Raw genomic sequence first — 15501 nt, forward strand, 5'->3', positions numbered from 1 at the left:
AGCGTGCCCGATAAATCACGGAGAAGATCGAGATGTCAGAAACGCAAACGGTGGTCGACGGGCTTCTCGGCAAGATCACCTCGCAGGGCGCCCTGGTGGGCATCATCGGGCTCGGCTATGTCGGCCTGCCTCTCGCTCTCGCCTTCATCGAGAAGGGCTTCCGGGTGCTCGGCTTCGACGTCGACCCGAGCAAGGTCGAGGCGCTGGCCGCAGGCGAGAGCTACATCAAGCACCTGGATCCGGCCCGCGTGCTGGCGGCAGCCAAGACGGGCCGCTTCCTCGCCACCACCGACTTCGGACGCCTCGACGAGCCCGACGCGATCCTGATCTGCGTTCCCACGCCGCTCACGCCGCAGCGCCAGCCCGACATGAGCTATGTCGAAGGCTCCGCGGAGAAGATCCGAGAGCGCCTCCGCAAGGGCCAGCTCGTCGTGCTGGAGTCGACGACCTACCCGGGCACGACCGACGAGCTGGTGTGCGGCATCCTGGAGAAGTCGGGGCTGCGTTCAGGGAAGGACTTCTTCCTGGCCTTCTCGCCGGAGCGTGAGGATCCCGGCAACCGAGATTACGGGACGACGACGATCCCCAAGGTGGTCGGCGGCGTCGACGCGCACTCGTTGACGCTCGCCAAGGCGCTCTACGATCAAGCGATTGCCCGCACGATCCCGGTCTCTTCGGCCCGCGCCGCCGAGGCTGCGAAGCTCACCGAGAACATCTTCCGCGCCGTGAACATCGCCCTCGTGAACGAGCTCAAGGTCGTCTACGACCGCATGGGCATCGACGTCTGGGAGGTGCTCGACGCCGCGTCCACCAAGCCGTTCGGCTTCATGCGGTTCAACCCCGGCCCGGGTTGGGGCGGTCACTGCATTCCGCTCGATCCCTTCTATCTCTCCTGGAAGGCCCGCGAGTACGGTGCCTCGACGGCGTTCATCGAGCTGGCTGGCGAGGTGAACGTGGAGATGCCGCACTACGTGGTGAACAAGCTACAGCTCGCCCTCAACGAGCGCGGCAAGCCGATCAAGGGCATGAAGGTCCTCGTCCTCGGCGTCGCCTACAAGAAGGACATCGACGATCCGCGCGAGAGCCCGGCCTTCGAGGTCTTCGAGTTGCTTCGCCAGCTGGGCGCGTCGCTGAGCTACCACGATCCCCACATCCCGCGGACGCCCTCGATGCGCTCCTGGCCTCACCTCCAGCCGATGGAGTCGCTGCCGCTCACGCCCGAGACCCTCGCCGCGCACGACGCGGTGGTGATCGTCACCGATCACTCGGTCGTCGATTATGGCCTCGTGCTCGAGCACGCCAGCCTCATCGTCGATACCCGAGGCGTCTTCCGTCAGGTGAACCCCAAGGTCGTCAAGGCCTAGATCGGCCCGTGGGAGGACGAATCCCGCCCTTCGGCGAGGCTCGCCTCCCTTCCCCATTGATGCGCGCGCGCCGGTTCGGTACCCAGAACAGGGACGATGCCGCCGCTCGATGACAGCCTGGTGCCCGCGCCATCCAGCTCGGAGTGGAAGGGGTACCTGGAGATCCGGCTGGGCGACGCGCCGCCGGTTCGGCGGCCTCTGTCGGAGTCCCACGTGGTCATCGGCCGCGCGCCTGGCGTGCAGCTGACCCTCGACCACTACACCGTCTCACGGCGACACGCGGAGCTGTTCTGCGACCCCTTCGGGCGCTGGTGGATCCGCGATCTCGGCAGCACCAACGGGACCCTCGTCAACGACGAGCGGATCAACGAGAAGGTCCTCAAGCCTGCCGACCGCATCGGCATCGGTGACTACACCATCGAGTTCCAGCTCCCGGTGCGCGCGCCGCGCCTGGGCATCGACAGCGGCGGGGTCCACTTCGAGGAAGACAAGCCCACCGCCATCCGCAAGCTCGGCGAGCTCGAGCCCCCGCGGATCGCGGCCAAGCACCTCTTCACCCTCATGGACCTCTCGCGCCGTTTGCTCGGCATCGAGGAACCGGCGGAGCGCTTCGACGCGCTCTGCCAGCTCATGGTGCGTGATGACTTCCATGGCAGCATGGCGCTCGCCCTCCGCCTCCGGGAGAACGGCGCGCTGACCATCCTCTCAGGCCCGCACCGTCCCTTCTACCTTCAGGGACTGCGGCGTGACGACGCGAGCGCGCCGCCCTACATCTCGCGCCGCGTGCTGGCGGCCGTGATGGAGACCCGCGAGCCCGTGCTGGCCGGTAACCTCGTGAGCGACAGCGCGACCGTGGAACTCACCATGTCGCGCGACGTGATGGCGCTCTGGGTGGTCTGCTGCCCGCTGCGCGTCGACGAGCAGATGATGAACCTGCTCTACGTCACGCTCCCTCCCGACTTCGGGAGCGTCGAGTGGCTCGGCCTCATCGCGCTCGCGGCGGAGGTGTTCCAGCAGGCCGAGTCGGCCTGGGAAGCGAGGCGCCACGCGCAGGAGCACGCCGCCATCGAGCGCGAGCTGCAGATGGCGCACCAGATCCAGCGCCAACTCGTCCCCAAGCGTCACGACTTCCGCGGCATCGACGTCTCCATTGGCTTCGAGCCCTGCCGCTGGGTCGGCGGTGACTACGTGGACATCGTCCCCATGCCCGACGGCCGCATTCTCCTCGCGGTCGCCGACGTCTGCGGCAAGGGCCTGCAGGCCGCGCTGGTCTGCTCCAGCGTTCACACCATGATCCGCGCCACGGTCGACTCCGGCGGTGGCGTCACCGGCATGATGGACAAGCTGAACGCCTACCTCTGCGAATACCTGCCAGAGAGCTCGTTCGTCACCATGGTGGTCATCGCCCTCGACCCGGCCACCGGGCGCATGGAGTGCGTGAACGCCGGACACCCGCCGGCCTTCGTGGCCAACGGCACCGCGACGCCGCGCCAGCTTCAGAACGCCGTGAACCCGGCGCTCGGCATGGGCCCGGTGCCCATGGAGGCCCACCCCAGCGTCCTCGCCCCGGGCGAGGTCCTCGTCATGTACACCGACGGCCTCACGGAGCTGCGCAACTCCTCCAAGCAGATGCTCGGAGAGCAGGCCCTCGGCGCCGGCTTTGCGCGGCTCTGCGCCGCCAGCACCGGCCGGCCCATCTCCGTCATCTCCGAGAAGCTCGCCCAGATGCTCGAAGAGTTCCGGGGAGATCAGCTCCCGGAAGACGATCAGGCCTTCCTGCTCGCCCGCCGCATCTGAGCGATCGCCAGCACGCCCGCAAGCACGGCCAGTGCCAGCACGACCCAGGGCCACCACCGCCGCTCCTGGACCGCCACCGCACCCGTGCGTGCCTCGCGAGCGTCCGCTGCCTCGGCGAGCACACGGCGGGCCGCCTCGGCCTCCAGGCGGGCTCCTGCCGGGATCAACGCTCGGAGTGCCTCGCGCGCCGCCGCGAACGCCGCGCCGTCTCGTGGCCACGCTGCTGGCCTCGCCGAGTCCGCATCCTGCAGGGCGACTGGAATCACCTTGGCCAGGATCGCGTCCACCTCCTCGGTGTGGCCCGCGCGCGCGAGCGCAGCGTACCCCGCGTCCTGGATCCCCCGCCGCAGCGCCTTCAGCCGCAGCGACGGCATCACCCCGGGCAGCCCCAGCGAGCCCGTCGCCTGGGCCCCCACCTGCGTCCCCGGGTAGAGCAGCATCCCATCCCCCAGGCACGCATCGCCGTCATCGTTGTGAAAGTTCTCCGGCTGAACGAACGGATCGATGGGCCCCTTCCCACCGCGATTCCCGTCGTGCCAGAACCCCACCTCCCACAGGAACCAGCGCCCCACCGGGTAGGAAGCGGCGATCCAGCCATTGGCCAGCAGGCTCGTGATCGGTGCATCGATCATGAACGTTCCAGCCTGGGGCAAGGCCCCGTTGTAGACCCACACCTCCTTCCCTAGAGCGCGTGCCGCCCGCGCCGTGCGCGCGTCGAACCGCTGCGCCGGCACCATCACCACGTCGACGTCCTGCCGGCTCGGATCGCGGCCACACGTGTGACCCACCCGAACCCGCCCCGCGATCTTCGAGCCCTGCAGCAGCTTCTTCCAGCCGGGTCCTCGCGGACTGTCGCACTGCTCGTCGATCGCGTAGACGAACACCTCGCGGATGGCCTCCGGGACCCGCTCCGCGAGCGCCTCCGCGCGCGCCAGTGTCTCGGCGTTCGGCTCCCCGAGATCGCCGTACGTACCCAGCGCGAGCACCGCCGGCGCCACGCCCACACCGGGCCCTCGGTAGCCGTGCGCTTCCGTGAACAGCGACCCATCCAGCGCGGCGCGCATCCGCTCGATCTCGTCCGGGCGCGTCAGTGGTGGCAGCGCGTCGACGTGGTGCTGGTGCAAGAGCTGCCACACCTGGGACTCGGACGCTGTCGCGCCCGCTGGCGTCCTGTCGCCGAGCCGATTGGCCATCTGGTAGGCGTCGTAATACGCGAACACGTTCACCGGTCGGTATGGCAGCACGGCGTCCGCCACCGTCAGCTGCACGTCGAGGCCACCCAGCGCGACGTCACCAGCGGTCGTCCGCACCTTGCCGGTGTACAGCCCTGCTGCGGCCTGCTCGGGCACCAGCACATCGACCCAGATCGCGCCGTTCTGCCGCGGGGCGATGGCGAGTGGCCAAGGAAAGGCTCGGCCTGGTGCGCCCTCGCCTCCGGCTCCCTGCCCCCGTCCCAGGCCTGCCGTGCGCGCGCTCAGGGGGATCAGCGCATCGGGGAGCCAGCCCGTCACGTCCGTGTCCGGAGGGCGCGCCCCGGGAGTCCAACCCAGCGACTCCGCAGGGTGCTGAGCGTTGCGCGAGCGCGCCTTGACCTCCACGTAGTGCTGCACGAACGTCTCCGGTTCGAGGCGACCCGGCGCTCCTCCTTCGTGACGGAGAGGCTCGATCGTCACCTCCACACCTTCCAGCGGCGCATCCTGGGCCGTCACCACCACCTGGAAGCCCACCACCTCGCCCCGGAGCGCGGCGATGCGGATCGGTTCTCCAGGCTGCCAGATCCAGTTCCCCTCGCCGCGCGACAGCGGGGAGCGCGCCTCGCCCCGAAGGATCCGCGCGCCTTCGCCCGCGGCCCACACCACCGCTTCGGTCTTTGCCAGCGGATCGCCCGCTTCTCCTCGCGCCGATGGGACCTCCGTGGTCGTCCCGGAGGACGCAGACGTCCTCGTGGGCGCCTCCTTCGGAGCGGTCCCCTCGTCTGCCGCCACCTCTCCCGCCAGACCAGCGCTCAGCAGCAGAAGCACCCCCGCTCCCATCCACCGCATCGGCCTCGTCCCCCCTGTTTTCGCCTCTTCGTCGTGCTCGCCTGGACCCGCTGGAGCGCTCACGGGGTGCCTCCAGCTGGTCGCCCCCGCTGCGGCCGCCCTTCGGACGGCTGCTGCTCCTCTTCCGATTCCGACGCTGGCGTCGGTGTGGGGCGCCTCCGCGCCTCACCTTGACCATCGCCGAACGGCTGGGTCATGGCGATCTGCGACTGCGCCTCCCGGTCCTGCGGAAACGTGAACGTGGCCGAGAGAAGGAGCGAGTTCCGAACGATCTGCGCGACCTCCGACACCTGGTTGATGTGCTGGTAACGGAGCGCCAGCCGGAGCTCGGGCACCGTCCGCACAGGCACCCACTGCAGCGACGCGTCCGCGAGCCAGATGGTGATCACGTTGCCCAGCTCCCCCTGCACGATGGGCAAGTTGCGCTGCAACCCCACCGACCCGACCGCGCTCAGGCGCGCCGCATGACTCAAGGGCACGGCCGCGCGCAGCGACACCTGATCGAGCAGCGAGAGCTGTCCCAGGTACACGTTGGGAGCCGCCGTGTGGGAGTACGCAGCCTCGGCTTGCACCTCGGCGCGTGTGTACCGCAGTGCGGCCAGACCCACGGGCTGCCACAGCTGCCCGTAGGGCGAGTTCAGGTCCGTCGCCTGACTCACGCCGAGATCCAGCTGATGAGAGAAGTAGCGCCCGTAGTCGTGGATCCAGCTCGCAGCGAGCGTCGTCACCAGCTGGTCGCGCCCCACGAAGCGCGGCTCCTCGCCTGCGGTGGCGACGTTGACGTTGTCGAAATGGGTGTAGGCGCTCCTGAGCAAGATCGCGCCCGTATCGTGGTTCCAGTAGCGATGCGCCGACAGCGTCCCCGTCCCCGTGTAGTTGCGCAGCGGGGTCTCGGTCTGGGGCGCGTAGACCATGAACGCCAGCGCCTCCGACAGCGAGAGGGTGGGGGACATCTGCTTCGTGAACCCCTGGTTCAGCGCGCCCTGGAGAAAGGGAATCCCCCCGCCGGGGAGCGCTTCGATGGGCGTCTGCCCCGATCCCTGATCGCGGATGAACGTGTTGAGCTGGCCCTGCGCGGCGACCGCACCGAAGCTCAGCTGCGTCGTCGGCGAGGTGATGACCCGACCCGCGTACGTCAGCGTGTTCGTGTACGAGTTCGCTTCCGAGTGCCGGAAGAACAGGTTGGCGATGAACGTGTAGCGGAGCGTCTGCGAGGTCCGCGGCGTGTCGTAGCGCGCCACCAGCCCAGGGCTGAGCACCCCGAACCCATCCGCCTCTCGGGCCAGCGCGGGCGCCGCCGGCTCACCCGGCTCGGGCTCCTCGCTCTCCGGCGTCGACAGGATGTTGTCGGTAACGCCGACCGAGGCCGTAGCGACCCCGTGGACGCGCAGGTTCTGCGCCGCTCCGCCACGGGCGACGAGGAGCGCACCCACCAGGGTGGCCACCTCGACCCACCGCGCACTGACCCGACGCATGGAGACGAACGGTATCACGGCTGCGCGACAGCCCTCAGCCCTCGAGGACGATCACCCCGAGGACCGGGGCCGGCTTGATCTGCGCGATCGCGTCTCGCAGGGGTCTGCGGGTCGACCGCTTCACGATGGTCGTGAAGATCACCCCGTGCACGACATCGCCGATGATCTGCATGTCCAGCGTGCCGAGCACCGCCGGCGTGTCCACGATGATGTACTCGTACCCCGTCCGCTTCAGGCCCTCCATGCCCTTGGCGAAGGCCACCGCGTCGAGCATCGGCGGGCGCTCTGCGCGAGGATCGACCGCCAGCATGTGGACCACGCCACCCCGGGTCGTCCCGCTTCCCGGCGCCTCGTCCGTCGGCTTGGTGGTCGTCTGCTCGACCACCACCCACGGCTCGTCCTCGTCCTTCCGGTGACGCCGGAGCTGCTCGGTGAAGCAGAGCTGTGGTTCGAACTTCATCGTCGCCGCCAGACCCGGGTTGCGGATGTTCGCCTCCACCAGCAGCACATTGCGCGGGCTCGATTCCGCCAGCGCCAGCGCCAGGTTGATCGCGCAGACCGTCTTCCCTTCCTGTGGCTTCGCGCTCGTGATCGCGATGATCCGCGCCGACCCGGCCGCGAGCTTGCGCCTCAGTGCGCGGAAGGAGTCGGCTCGCTTCCCGTACGGCTCGGAGATCATGACCAGGTTGGGATCGAGCCCCTCGGGGCGCTGCGCCGGGATCACGCTGAGCGCGCTCAGGTTCTTGATCCCGCTCGGCACCGCGAAGAGCGTCGTCGCCATCTCGTCGTACGAGGGCGGCGACGCATCGTGGTCCAGCCTCAGCGAGGGAGGGCTCTGCTGCGCGACCTCCCGCTGCGCTTGAAGGACGGGCGAGCCCGCGATCTCCATCGTGCTCGCGTCGGCCTCGTACGTGGTCCGAGGCTCCGGTCGCGGCATCCGCGGAGGTTGTGGGGGATCGATCAGCTCTCCCTCCAGCACCTCCGGCTCCGGACTGGGCTGCGCCACCCGCTCGAACTGGAGGGAGGGGACCCGTGGCCCCCCTGATGGCATCACGAAGGGCTGCTCGCTCGACGGCATCCCTCGCGAGGGCGTCGCAGGGCGCGGAGGCTGCGCTCCCGGTGACAGATCCGGGATCGCAGGCATTCCTTGAGCGCGCCCCTCGTAGCGCGGCACCGACGGTGGCGTGAACCGATTGACCTCGACGGTCCGCGCGTCCGGCTTCGACTCCTGCTGACCCGGACCCCACATCCCGAGATCGAGCACGGGCGCGGAGCCCCTCCGCTGTGCCGCCCGCGCCGCGTCGGCGTCGATGCTCCGCCCCGCGGTGAGCTGGGGCGACGAAGGCTGCCTGCCCGCGCCCGCGTGCGCCTCGGCGATCGCCTCCTCGGCATCGTTCGCCAGCCGCAGCACGCGCGCGATCATCTCCTCGCGCACGTCCTCGGGAGGCTCGATCGAGCGCCACTTCCCGACGATGGTCCGCAGCCGCCGCGCTTCGATCGCAAGCGCCCGCGCCCGGGGCGCGTGCTCCACACGTCCGAGAAAATCGATCACCTGATCGAGCGCTCTCTCCAGCGACGCCACGGGGGCGGGCTTGCCCGCCTCGATCGGCTCAGCCACGGAGCCTCCATCGCCGCCCTGGGGCGGCCGGTACCACACTGAGGACCGGCGCGAGTCCGAGGCGCTCGATGTCCTCCACGCCGTAGACACGATCATCGAGCACGATGCCGCGTGCCGCCGCGAGCGCGAGCCCCATCAAGAAAGACGCCGCCAGGCCGCCCAGCGCCATCATCGAGCGCGGTGGCGTCGAGGGCGAGGTCGGCTTGTACGCCGGATCGAGCACCATGATCTGCGCAGCGTAGCCGCCCTCCTCGGAGTTCGCCGTCATCTCTGCGCGGAACACCTTCTGCTCGAGATCTCCGAGCCGGATCCTTGCCCGGTTCTGATCGCGCGTCAGCCGGGACCACTCCGCCTCCACGTTGATGATCTGCTGCGCCGCGTCCGACGGATCCTGCCCCTGCTGCGCCTGCTGCGACTTCTTCCGCTGTGAGATCTCCCGCTCGAGCTGAGAGAGCTGCGCCTGCACCGCCGCCTTGTTCGTCGTGGCCTTCGCCGTCGCCGTTCCTGCAGCTGCTGGTGCCTCGGGAGGAGGCTCCGGCTGCCACGACGCGAGCGCTTGCTCCGCCCTGCGCGCCGCGGCCTCCGCCGTCGCCACCCGCGTGGAGGCGGTCCGCACATCGGGGTGCGAGTCCGTGAAGCGCGACTGCTTGTCTGCGAGATCTCGCCGCGCGGATGCGAGCTCCTGATCGGCCTGAGACTTCTGCTGCGTCAGCGCTGCCGGTGGTTGCGCCGCCGCGGCCGCGGGGCTCCCGGGCGCCGGCGCCGCGGGGTTGAGCTGGCTCCGGAGCCGCGGGATCTGCCGCTCCAGCGCCGCCAGCATCGGATCTCCCTCCGTCGCCCGCCGCTGCTCCGCGCGGATGGACGCACCGGACTGCACCCCGGTCGGCTGCACCGTCTCCTGTGCGAACTCCGGGTGCTGTGACAGGAACTGCGCCAGGTCCTTGTCTGCCTTCTCCAGCTCCTGCTCCGCCTGCTTCTGCTGTGCGATGAGGAACTCGGTGGTGATCTTCGCCTGCGACTGCTTCACCCGCGCCGTTTCCTCGACGAGCAGCTCTGCGAGCCGAGCGGTCACGATCTGCGCCTCGTCGCGCGTCATCCCCTCGAACGAGATGGCGAACGTATCGGGCGACTTCGCCCGGAAGGTGACCTTGCTGCGCAGCCGGTCCACCGCGTCCACGATCCCCCGCTTCTGGAGCACGTCGGGGTAGAGCTCGAACTCGGTGACGATCTTCTCCAGGTTCGAGCGCGCCAGCAGTGTCTCCTTGAGCCGTCCTGACAGGGTGCGCAGCGGATCGGGCCCGTCGGGCCCGAGTGCCGCGCGCACGCCTTCGCGGTAGAGGATCGTGGTCTCCGACCGATAGGCGGGCTGACGCGATTTCACGTACAGCGCCGTCATCCCGGCCCCGAGAACGGCGACGATCACCGCGATGTACCAGTGCGCCAGCGTCCGCCGGATCATCCCACCGATGCTCGGCGGTTGAGGGCCTGCGGCTTGCGGTGGTTCGGCTCCGAAGGCGAGGGGCCCCTCCGGCGCGGGGGGCGGGGGTGAGTGTCTCTTGAAGGTCTGGCTATCCATGTCCGGCTGCGCGGAAAGGGGTCGAGGGCATCGCGGCGCTGATCCTGCGCTGCTCCCGTCCGTTGGGAAGAGTTCCTCTGACTATCGTAGACGCCGGCCGTCGGGGCGCCAACCCGAGGAGAAAGTCGGCCTCAGGTGGGGAACACCCGATCGAGCCGGAGGAGACGGAAGATGGCGCGGGGCTGATCCCTCAACCCCACGATCCTCACCTTCCCATCGTTGGCGCGGACCCGCTTGAACAGCGAGACGATGACGCCAACCCCGGAGCTGTCGATGAGCCGCAGCCCGGACAGCTCGAGCGTGATGTCCTTGCGGTTCTCCGCCACGAGTTCGTCCACCAGCGTCCTGAACTCGGGCGCGGTCACCGCGTCGAGGGTCCCATCAATCTGCACGACGGTCACTTCACCATTGTCGGTCCGCTTGTAGCTCATTGATCCTGATGCCCCTGGCTGTGCGTTCTGGGCTTCCTGGGTCGTCCCTAGCTGATAACTGCCTCAGGCTGCTCCCGCCGTGGGAGCAGCACCCCGCGCGTTCATTGTGCCACCGCGCGGGCTTTCCCCCCCTTCACCCGCGGGGCTACCGCGAGGATCTCGGTGCTTCACGAGGCGGAGCACGTTCGGATTGCCCGGACGATAGTCCACTTCATCCATGAACGAGTTCATGATGAACAGCCCCATGCCCGACTCGGGGAGTGCCGTCATGTCGGGCGCCATCACTTGCCCGGGCTCGAAGCTGGAGCCCGTGTCCATGAGGCAGATCATGATTCCGCCCTCGTCAGACTCGATCTCGATGTCGACATGCCCGGGTATTCCCACGCGGTAGGCGTGGATGGCGATGTTGTTGAACGCCTCGCCGACCGCGGACAGCGTCTGCGCCTCGAACTCCTCGTCCGAGAGCGGCTCATCGGGATCGAAGGTCCCGAGATCTTCGACCGCGGCCAACCGCGTCGGCCCGCTCTCCGGCGCATCGTCCTCGCCGTCTTCGCCGAGCCCCTGCGCGAGCGCGTCGAACGGATCGGCCTCGATCGCTTTTCCCCCGGCGTCATCGCGTCCCGGAGACATCACCCCTGAACGCTGGGAAATCGCCATGCGGCAAGCGGCCGAGACCACGCGGAGGGCGAGGTGCCGATACGTCAGCGAGCCAGGCACGCGGAGTCGGATCACGCCTACACCTCCATCCAAGCTTGGACCCTACCACGGTACAGGAGAACTGAGCTACAAGGTAGACCTGTGAACCCCAGCGTTCGTGTAGCCAAGCGCGCCATCGACGTGCTCGGCTCAGCGGTCGGGATAGCGGTGACGCTCCCGCTCTATCCAGTCATCGCCGCCGCCATTTATGCCGAGTCGCCTGGCCCCATTTTTTACAAGCAGCGCCGCGCCGGCATGCTGATCGGGACGGAGGTGCGCGACGGGATCGCCTACCCACGGTTCGTCGAGTTCGAGATGCGCAAGTTCCGTTCCATGCGCGTCGATGCCGAGAAGTACACGGGCGCAGTCCTCGCGCAGGAGAACGACCCCCGGATCACCCGCGTGGGCCGCTTCCTGCGCAAGAGCCGCCTCGACGAGCTGCCCCAACTCCTCAACGTGCTCCTCGGCGAGATGAGCCTCGTCGGCCCGCGCCCCGAGCGCCCCGAGCTGCTGGTCAACCTCGCCATGGCCATCCCCTTCTTCGAGGAGCGCATGCGCGACGTGAAGCCTGGCATCACCGGCCTCGCCCAGGTCTCGCTCGGGTACACCGGACGCGCCGCGCCCGACAGCGAAGTCGCCGCCTTCGAGGGCACCTTGACCAACCCCTTCGAGCTCGACGAAGCCGAGGGCGCCGAGGCCGACGACATGCGCATGAAGCTGCTCTTCGACCTCGCCTACGCTGCCTCGCTCGAGAGCCTCCGGGCCTACTTGCCCCTCGAGCTGAAGATCATCTTTCGCACGCCGCTCGTCATGGTCCTCGGCCTCGGCCGCTGAACCACCTCACCGTCGTCACATCAGCCCCTTCGACTTCACGTAGCCGAAGATCGCCGTGACGAGCGCGAGCTCGATCCCGATGATCCGGAACACGTCCTTCCGGTCGAGCTGCACCTTGAACGTCGGATCCGCCCCTCGGATCGCGAAGTACAGCGCCGACGACAGCCCGAAGTAGATCCACAGCACGTAGTGGTACGTGAACGACAGGAAGAAGATCCCGACCAGCATCCCCGCGAACGACGCCATCAGCGCCGTCGCCCACGCCTTGATCGACGCCGCCGTCGGTCCCGGCACGTTCTCGTACCGCTTCAGCGCCGTCAGCGAGATCTTGAACGTCAGGTAGATCATCGACAGCCAGGCGAAGAACCCGAACGGCCCCAGCTCCGAAATCGCCAGCAAGTAGGCGTTGTGCGCCGTCAGCCAGAAGTGCTCGGTGAACTGCCTGAACCCGCACCCCGTCAGCGGGAACGCCCGCCAGATCATCAGCCCCTCGGCCAGGATCTCGCTCCGCTCGTTCGCGCTCTCCTCCGCTTCCTGGCTACCACGCCCGCCGAGCAGGATCAGCGGCAGCGCGCAGACCGCCCCGATGACGGCCCCTTTCAACCCGTACTTCTTGATGAAGTACACACCGAGCACCGTGGTGAACACGAGCTGCCCACCGCGCGACTGCGTCAGCACGATGCACGTGCCGATCATCAGGAGTGCGTACACGAGGATCAAGAGCCGCGAGAACGTCCGCTTCTGCTCGAAGAACGCGAACGCGAACGGCAGCGAGATCCCCGCCGTCAGCGCCAGCTCGTTCGGATCCTGGAGTACCCCGCGCCAGCGCACCCGCCCTGCTGTGATCGTCGTCGTCTGGAACAGCCCGATCCGCTCGCACAGGTACTCCGTTTCCGGATCCGCCGTCGGATCGTCGCGGCAGTCCCGGTAGCTATCGCACGAGCGCCCGTCCGGGATCCCCGTGTCCGCGCGCGCTCCCGGGATGGGCACCATCGCGATGCACTGGAACGACGAGAACCCCTGGTGCACCGCGACGGTGGCCACGAACAGCCCCATCGCCAGCACCGTCCCCGTGAGCTTCTGGAACCCCTTCAGCGACTCCGTCGAGTGTCCGACGACGAAGAACAGAATCCAGGTCACGCTGATGATCACAGCGTTCCCCGACAGCTCCGACGGGTTGAAGATCCCGAGCGTGAACAGGCTCCAGAACAGGATGAAGACCGACGCCTTCAGGTGTGGCGCCGCCTTCAGCCGCGCCTTCCCCATGCCGATCTCCGCCCCCATCCCGGCGAAGGCCATGCCCAGCCACAGGTAGAGGAACGGCAGCGTCGCCAGGCGTTCGTTGAACTCCTGCGGCCGACCGTAGATGAAGATGATGAGAAGGATGACCCCGGGGAGCGCCATGGTGGCTCTGCCACCGTACACCACCCGAGGGGCGCCCCGGCAGGGACGACCCTCCTCCGGCCCCCCGGATTCGTCGAAACGCTACGGAATGATCCCGGCGCGCCGCGCCGCCCGGTTCAGGAACGGCACGAACTCCACCGCTGCCCGCTCGTTCCCCTGGCTCGACGGGTGGTTGTCCGTGCCCCCTTCCGACCCGTACTGCGAGAAGTTCGACGAACCCCCGTCCGTGAGCACGTCGTAGAAGTCGAACACCACCACGTTCTTCTCCGGATAATCCTTGAGCCACCCCTCCGGCGACCGGATCCACCCGTTGAACTCCCGCGCCAGCGCCGCCTGATCCACCGCGATCTCCGCGTCCGTCGGCTTCCCCAGCGCCCGCTTGGCCAGGTGCTTCCACAGCCGCACCTTCGGGTTCTTCAGCACGTTCGCCGGCGCCGTCAGGTACACGAACAGCGTGTCCTTCTGCTTGGCGAACTCCGGCAAGAGCGCCTGGAACGACGCCTTCGCGTTCCACACCGTGAGATCCGGCCCGTCCGGGTTCCCTGGCGCATCCCCCATCGTCCGGAAGCGGTTGTTCGGGTAACACGACTTGAACATCACCACCCGGTTCTTCATCCCCTCCGGGAGCATCTCGTCGTGCATCGCCACCCGCAGGACCTGGTCCATCTGACCGCGGAACTTCGGCAACCAGTCGAAGAGATCGGTCTTGTCCCCCACCGCGCTCTTGTACGCCGCCTCGTGCACCTTGTAGCTCGCCGCCTCCAGCTTGCGGCGCAGCCCCCCGCCATTCGGGTGGTTCACGTAGATGTTCGTGTCCGGGATCAGCTCCTTCCCCGGCCCTGAATCGGTGAGGAGTTGCCCACCCACCGAGTGGTGGATGAACAGCAGATCCACCGGCTGCTCCGGGTTCGCATCCGAGAAGCTCGACAGATCCAGCGCCGGCGGCTTCGGAGGCGGCGGCGGTGCAGGAGGTGACGTCGTGGCCGGGGTCGCGGGCTGGATGGGAAGGAGCAATGCCCCGAACGCCAGCGCGAGCGCTCCTGCAGAAACGAGCAGCTTGTTTCTCTTCATCATCAGCATCGACGCTCCCCGTGCACGGACAGCGGAAGATAGCACACGGCCTCGGGCCTCGTGTAGCCTGGCCCCATGCCCTCCGTCACCCTGATCACCGGCGGTCTCGGCTTCGTCGGCTCGCATTTCGTGTGGGCTGCAGCGCGTGAAGGGCGCGATGTCGTCGTCCTCGACGACGGCTCGGCCGGCACGTCTCCCGAGCTCCCCGAAGGCGTCGAGGTGGTCCGCGGCGACATCGGCGATCGCGCGACCGTCGGCAGCCTCATCCGCCGACGTGGCGTCGACGCCATCGTCCACTTCGCCGGGAAGATCCAGGTCGGCGAGTCCGTCACCAACCCCGCGCTCTACTTCGACGTGAACGTGGTCCGTGCCCTCGCGCTCCTCGAAGAAGCGCGCGTCGCCGAGGTCCCGCGCATCCTGTTCTCCTCCACCGCAGCCGTCTACGGAGAGCCCGAAGCGGTCCCCATCCCCGAAGACGCACCGAAGCGCCCCGTGAACCCCTACGGCGCCTCGAAGCTCACCTTCGAGCACGCCCTCGAAGCCTACGGCCGCGCCTACGGCCTGCGCTGGGCAGCTCTGCGCTACTTCAACGCCGCCGGCGCCGACCCCAGTGGGAAGCTTCGCGAAGCGCACGATCCGGAGACGCACCTGATCCCGCTCATGCTCGACGCCGGCCTCGGTCGTCGTCCGCCCTTGACCCTGTTCGGGGAAGACTACCCGACCCGCGATGGCACCTGCGAACGCGACTACATCCACGTGGTGGATCTGGCGAGCGCGCATCTCAAGGCGCTCGATCGTCTTGCAGCAGGGCACGCGGTGGGGCCGCTGAACCTGGGGACGGGGCAGGGCAGCACCGTGCGTGAGATGGTCGATGAGGCGGAGCGGGTACTGGGTCGTGCGGTTCCACGGAGCGTGGGACCACGGCGGGCAGGCGACCCTTCCTCGCTGGTGGCGGATCCGCGGCGTGCAGAGGAAGTGCTCGGGTGGAAGGCGCAGCGGTCGGATCTGCCGACACTGCTGGAGGACGCGCTCCGGTCTCGCACATGAAGGGCAGCGTCGCGGAGAGCCTCTCCGACGCGACCCCGGGGGGGCGTGGAGAGCCTCTCCGACGCGGACACGGGCGGGCGCTGGGTGAGGTCAGGACACGGGGGGCGAGGGGCTTAGGGGAGGCGTCTCAGAAGCGCGTCTCACCT

Annotated in this window: 12 protein-coding genes; 4 read left to right on the top strand and 8 right to left on the bottom strand. The window is 68.5% G+C overall.

The features are described 5' to 3' along the window. The first annotated feature begins 32 nt into the window (after nt 1-32). Nucleotides 33-1364 carry a nucleotide sugar dehydrogenase gene (locus CMC5_RS09475; protein ID WP_082362349.1) on the top strand — a complete coding sequence of 444 codons (1332 nt, stop codon included), beginning with the start codon at nt 33-35 and terminating at the stop codon, nt 1362-1364. Between the two features lie 96 nt (nt 1365-1460). Further along, nucleotides 1461-3161, top strand: coding sequence for a SpoIIE family protein phosphatase (locus CMC5_RS09480; RefSeq protein WP_050430091.1), 1701 nt, complete (start codon nt 1461-1463; stop codon nt 3159-3161). On the opposite strand, the gene CMC5_RS09485 is transcribed toward CMC5_RS09480, so the two are convergent. From CMC5_RS09485 to CMC5_RS09510, 6 genes are all read right to left on the bottom strand, one after another. Further along, complete coding sequence (locus CMC5_RS09485) at nt 3131-5203, bottom strand: glycoside hydrolase domain-containing protein (RefSeq protein WP_156338392.1); 2073 nt, start codon at nt 5201-5203, stop codon at nt 3131-3133. The two genes, CMC5_RS09480 and CMC5_RS09485, sit on opposite strands and share 31 nt — an antisense overlap. A 59-nt stretch (nt 5204-5262) precedes the next feature. Continuing rightward, nucleotides 5263-6678 carry a hypothetical protein gene (locus tag CMC5_RS09490; RefSeq protein ID WP_156338393.1) on the bottom strand — a complete coding sequence of 472 codons (1416 nt, stop codon included), beginning with the start codon at nt 6676-6678 and terminating at the stop codon, nt 5263-5265. A 34-nt stretch (nt 6679-6712) separates the two neighbouring features. Beyond that, a complete protein-coding gene (locus CMC5_RS09495; RefSeq protein WP_063796525.1) occupies nt 6713-8296 on the bottom strand; it encodes a CpsD/CapB family tyrosine-protein kinase in 1584 nt (527 codons plus the stop codon). Further along, a complete protein-coding gene (locus CMC5_RS09500; RefSeq protein ID WP_050430095.1) occupies nt 8289-9872 on the bottom strand; it encodes a GumC family protein in 1584 nt (527 codons plus the stop codon). The genes CMC5_RS09495 and CMC5_RS09500 overlap by 8 nt, the downstream gene beginning before the upstream one ends. A gap of 131 nt (nt 9873-10003) precedes the next feature. Further along, nucleotides 10004-10303 carry an STAS domain-containing protein gene (locus tag CMC5_RS09505; RefSeq protein ID WP_050430096.1) on the bottom strand — a complete coding sequence of 100 codons (300 nt, stop codon included), beginning with the start codon at nt 10301-10303 and terminating at the stop codon, nt 10004-10006. Between the two features lie 63 nt (nt 10304-10366). Next, nucleotides 10367-11035 (bottom strand): ATP-binding protein, encoded by a 669-nt coding sequence (locus tag CMC5_RS09510; protein ID WP_050430097.1) that lies wholly within the window; start codon nt 11033-11035, stop codon nt 10367-10369. 66 nt (nt 11036-11101) lie between these two features. On the opposite strand from CMC5_RS09510, the gene CMC5_RS09515 reads away from it, so the two are divergent. Beyond that, the gene (locus tag CMC5_RS09515; protein WP_050430098.1) at nt 11102-11833 is read left to right on the top strand and encodes a sugar transferase; all 732 of its coding nucleotides are present in this window, start codon (nt 11102-11104) and stop codon (nt 11831-11833) included. Between the two features lie 15 nt (nt 11834-11848). Here the strand turns inward: CMC5_RS09515 and CMC5_RS09520 are convergent, their stop codons facing one another. Continuing rightward, nucleotides 11849-13237: an O-antigen ligase family protein gene (locus CMC5_RS09520; protein ID WP_050435816.1), complete on the bottom strand. Its 1389-nt coding sequence runs from the start codon at nt 13235-13237 to the stop codon at nt 11849-11851. An 81-nt stretch (nt 13238-13318) separates the two neighbouring features. Next, the gene (locus tag CMC5_RS09525) at nt 13319-14311 is read right to left on the bottom strand and encodes an SGNH/GDSL hydrolase family protein (protein WP_245678380.1); all 993 of its coding nucleotides are present in this window, start codon (nt 14309-14311) and stop codon (nt 13319-13321) included. A gap of 72 nt (nt 14312-14383) precedes the next feature. Between CMC5_RS09525 and galE the strand changes: the two genes are divergently transcribed. Continuing rightward, nucleotides 14384-15355 carry a UDP-glucose 4-epimerase GalE gene (galE, locus tag CMC5_RS09530; RefSeq protein ID WP_050430099.1) on the top strand — a complete coding sequence of 324 codons (972 nt, stop codon included), beginning with the start codon at nt 14384-14386 and terminating at the stop codon, nt 15353-15355. Nucleotides 15356-15501: the final 146 nt, after the last annotated feature.

This window comes from Chondromyces crocatus (assembly GCF_001189295.1).
GTDB lineage: Bacteria > Myxococcota_A > Polyangia > Polyangiales > Polyangiaceae > Chondromyces > Chondromyces crocatus.

Coding starts and splice junctions, on each gene's coding strand:
- CMC5_RS09525 (WP_245678380.1), bottom strand. CDS start 14,311: ATGATGAAGAGAAACAAGCTGCTCGTTTCTGCAGGAGCGCTCGCGCTG.
- CMC5_RS09485 (WP_156338392.1), bottom strand. CDS start 5,203: ATGCGGTGGATGGGAGCGGGGGTGCTTCTGCTGCTGAGCGCTGGTCTG.
- CMC5_RS09520 (WP_050435816.1), bottom strand. CDS start 13,237: ATGGCGCTCCCCGGGGTCATCCTTCTCATCATCTTCATCTACGGTCGG.
- CMC5_RS09505 (WP_050430096.1), bottom strand. CDS start 10,303: ATGAGCTACAAGCGGACCGACAATGGTGAAGTGACCGTCGTGCAGATT.
- CMC5_RS09480 (WP_050430091.1), top strand. CDS start 1,461: ATGCCGCCGCTCGATGACAGCCTGGTGCCCGCGCCATCCAGCTCGGAG.
- galE (WP_050430099.1), top strand. CDS start 14,384: ATGCCCTCCGTCACCCTGATCACCGGCGGTCTCGGCTTCGTCGGCTCG.
- CMC5_RS09475 (WP_082362349.1), top strand. CDS start 33: ATGTCAGAAACGCAAACGGTGGTCGACGGGCTTCTCGGCAAGATCACC.
- CMC5_RS09500 (WP_050430095.1), bottom strand. CDS start 9,872: ATGGATAGCCAGACCTTCAAGAGACACTCACCCCCGCCCCCCGCGCCG.
- CMC5_RS09490 (WP_156338393.1), bottom strand. CDS start 6,678: ATGCGTCGGGTCAGTGCGCGGTGGGTCGAGGTGGCCACCCTGGTGGGT.